Raw genomic sequence first — 3892 nt, 5'->3', positions numbered from 1 at the left:
TCTTGGCGAAGTCATTGCCGTGCGTCGTCTTCCCCGTCCTCCGCTCCCCGGTATCGGCGGTGGCCGCGGGAGCGGGGGCCTCGTCGGATGCCATCGATTGCCGTTTGCGTCCAGCCTGCCCGACTCCCGCGACCGGCCGACATGTCGTCTCGCATTCCGGACGGCCTTTTCGCATGCAGGTCAATGGTTTGACGGCCATGGCTCCAACGGTTCCGCCGGCATCTTGCGTCATGCCATCGTTTGCACTCCGGGGTACTTATCTGCTGTAATCGGATGCGGGCCATGGTTGTGTCGGCCCGCAGGGAAGAGAAGAAGAGGCATGGGCGCCCGCGGCGTCGCACGCGCCCATGCGACGAGAACAAGGGAAGAGGGCCTATGAGGGGTTCCCGTTTGTCATGCGTGCTGTGCGCACTGCTTTCGATGTTCATGGTGATGCCCGCCTCGGTGGCGTCTGCGGCCACCGATGGAAGCGGCGGATCCGGCGAGGTGACGATTCATTATTACGACAGTGCCGGCTGGGCGAAGCCGTTCGCGTACATGTACGGCGACGGCGTGCGCTCCGCGTCCTGGCCGGGCGAACGGATGACGGACGACGGCGACGGCTGGTACAGCGTTACCGTGAATGCGCCGCATGGATTGCGCGCGCTGTTCAGCGACAACGGAAAATCGCAGCACCCCGGAGCGAACCAGCCGGGGTACGAGGTCAATGGCGAATCCTGGTTCGTGGGAAGCACGCGGTACGACTCCATGCCGGAAGGCGTGAAGGTGCACTTCTACGACTACGCGAACTGGGGCAAGGTCCGCCTGTACTACTATTCCGAAGCGGCCAGAGGGCCGACGTGGCCGGGCGAGGCCATGCATGCAGACGGTGACGGATGGTATACCGCGACCATCTTCGGAACGCAGCCCGCCCGCGTGCTGTTCAACGATGGCGGCTCGAGGCAGACTCCGGCAAGCGGTCAGGAAGGTCATCTGGTAACGGCCGAGGCATGGTGCCGCAACGGCGTGTGGACCGACACGAGACCCGACGGCGTGCTCGTCATGTTCCATAAGCCATCGGGATGGGGCAGCCCCCGAATCTACTATTACGCGTCCGATGCCGACACCGGGCCCGCCTGGCCTGGCACTGCCATGAAGCACATGGCGGATGACTGGTATTCCTACACGATAACGAAATACGCCAAGGCGCGTGTGCTGTTCAACGACGGCGGGCATCAGGTTCCTGCAAGGAGCGCGCCCGGCTACGAGGCGTCCGGGGTATGCCGTTGGGACGGCGGCGACTGGTCCTGCGGCGATTCAACCATCGACGGCGACAATGACGGCGTGCCCGATGTGCTGGACATGATGCTCGGCGGCGATAGCGACACCGACGGTGACGGACTGCCCGATGCGTTCGAAACCATCAGAACAGGCACGGACCACTCCTGCGCCGATAGCGATGGCGACGGCGTGGCGGATGGCGATGAGGATCCGGATGGCGACGGGCTGACGAACCTGAACGAGCGGGAGATCGGCACGGACCCGCTGGCGGCCGATACGGATGGCGACGGGCTGACCGACGGCGAGGAAACGACGCGCACTCATACCGATCCCCTCAAATCGGACACGGACGGCGATGGCGTGGACGACCGGCGTGAGATCCAATGGGGCACGGACCCGCTCGTACCTCAGGAGACATTCGATGTGACGGCACCCGCCGAGGATGTTGGGCAAGGCGACGTGGACGTGTCCGTGTCGGTGAACCTCCCCGCGAGCCAGGCCGCCACCCTCGACGTGCGCAGATACGACAACCCGTCGTATTTCCCGGACGATATGCCGGGGCTCATAGGGGATGCGTACGAGTTCACCGTTGACGGGCAGGTGGGGTCCGCGACGCTGCACTTCCGCTTCGACGAATCGCTGCTGTCGGATTCATCGTTCGACCCGGCCATCTGCTGGTTCAACGAAAAGGAACAGCGGCTCGAGGAGCTCGATACCACCGTGACCGGAAACGAGGCCACGGCAACGGTCTCGCATTTCTCGAAATACGTGCTGGTGAACAGAACCACGTTCCACGACTCGTTCTCATGGGAGGACGTGTGGAGCGACGAACAGTTCAACGCGGTGCAGACGGTGTTCGTCATAGACGATTCGGGCAGCATGTGGAGCAACGACCGCGGGAAGAAGCGCCTTTCCGTGGCCCGCGACCTTGTGGAGCGCTTCCCGGAGAACACCCGCACCGGCGTCGTGCGCTTCGCGGACGGAGCCACGGACCTGACCGGTGGGCTTACGGATGCGCAGACCGCGAAGAACGCCCTGGCGGATGCGAACTTCTGCGATTCGGGCGGCACCAGCATGTACCTGGCCGTGCAGCAGGCCCTGAACATGTTCCAGGGCGACGATGATACGACGCTACGCAACATCATCGTGCTTTCCGACGGGGAGACCTCCGATACGCGGCTGCATGACAGCGTGGTCGCCGAAGCCAGCAAGCGCAAGGTCAAGATCAACGCGGTCGGACTGGGCGGAGGCGGCCCCGGATCATATTTCGAGCGATGGATGAAGGTGCTGGCCAGCCAGACCGGCGGCGAATCCTATCTCGCCCAGGACGCCGATGCGCTGGCCGGCATCTACGAGAACATCGGCAAGCTCATCGACATCGAGACCGACAGCGATGGCGACGGCATCGCCGACTGGTACGAGGACCATCTCGTGCTGTTCAACGGCGTCTCGCTCAAACTCGACAAGAACAATCCCGACACGGACGGCGACGGCATCCCCGACGGCGAGGAGATCGACCGCCTCGACTACCGATACAACGCCGACCGCACCAAGGTGATTGTCACCGGACGGCTCATCACGAACCCCATACTGGTCGATTCGGACGGTGACGGCATCGCCGACGCGGACGAGTCGGACTCGATGACCGATCCGATGAATCCCGACACGGACGGCGACGGGTTGAATGACGGCGACGAGGTGCGCCGCAACTTCGACCCGACCTCGCCCGACCCAGACGGCGACGGGCGGCGCGACGACAGGGAGCTCGCCGACGACACCAGCCCGTACGTGTACGACAAGGCATGGTACGAGCAGTTTGCCTGCTTCGTGGTCGGAGCGCTTGCGGGGGACTTCATCACCGATGACGACGATCCCGTCACCCTGGCCGGCCAGATCATCGGGGGCGTCATCCCCACATCCGATGTTCGCGACGTCATAGCGAACGTGAAGCACGGCGATTACGCCTTCGCCGCAATCAGCGCCGCGGGCATCGTCCCCGCAGCCGGCGATGCGGCCAAGGGCGCGGCGAAGGCCGGCAGGTTCATCCTGCGCAACATAGACGACCCGGCGAAGGCCGCAAGACTGCTGGTCATACTGGAGGAGAGCTGCCCGAGCGTGGTCGCCAAGCTCGGCGGCAGCGACGGATTCGTCAAGGCCGCCGCCAGCTTCTCCCAGACCGGCCACGCAAGACTCACCAAAAAAGAGAAGCAGCATCTCGTCAAGGCCGTCAAGAAGGCCGGTCTCGCCAAGCATCTGGTCACATCCGGCAAGGACCTGCCCATCGCGGCCACAATCGACACAGGCAAGAACGTCTGGAACGAGCGGTGGCTGAAGCGCGGCGACATCATCGACGAATGCCTGAACGGGCATTCCACGGGCCGCGGGCTGGGCCGCACGTTCCCGGTCGCGGACAGGCTGGAGAACAGGGTCCTGGTGAGCACGAAAAGCCTCGATCTGGACGCGCGCAGCTACCAGACGCCCGGCAGACTGAGATCCAGGCTCAACAAGTACGTGAAGGACCTCAAGGGATTCGAGGATAAGTACCTCAATAAGGTGGATAGTGAAGGCCATAGGTATAGAAAGATTGGAAATGTAGATAAGCGGCTGTCTGAAAAGGACTATGACTCCAAGG

At 63.5% G+C, this 3892-nt stretch carries 1 protein-coding gene; it reads left to right on the top strand.

Going from position 1 to position 3892, the window contains the following annotated elements; all coding sequences use genetic code 11:
* Positions 1-375: 375 nt before the first annotated feature.
* On the top strand, positions 376-3892 hold a 3517-nt coding region (locus KIH75_RS09840), incomplete at its 3' end, for a starch-binding protein (RefSeq protein WP_219056525.1).

Origin of the sequence: Bifidobacterium pongonis (assembly GCF_019331805.1) — a bacterium.
In the GTDB taxonomy this organism is placed as follows: domain Bacteria; phylum Actinomycetota; class Actinomycetes; order Actinomycetales; family Bifidobacteriaceae; genus Bifidobacterium; species Bifidobacterium pongonis.
This window is presented reverse-complemented; position numbering and strand designations above follow the sequence as displayed.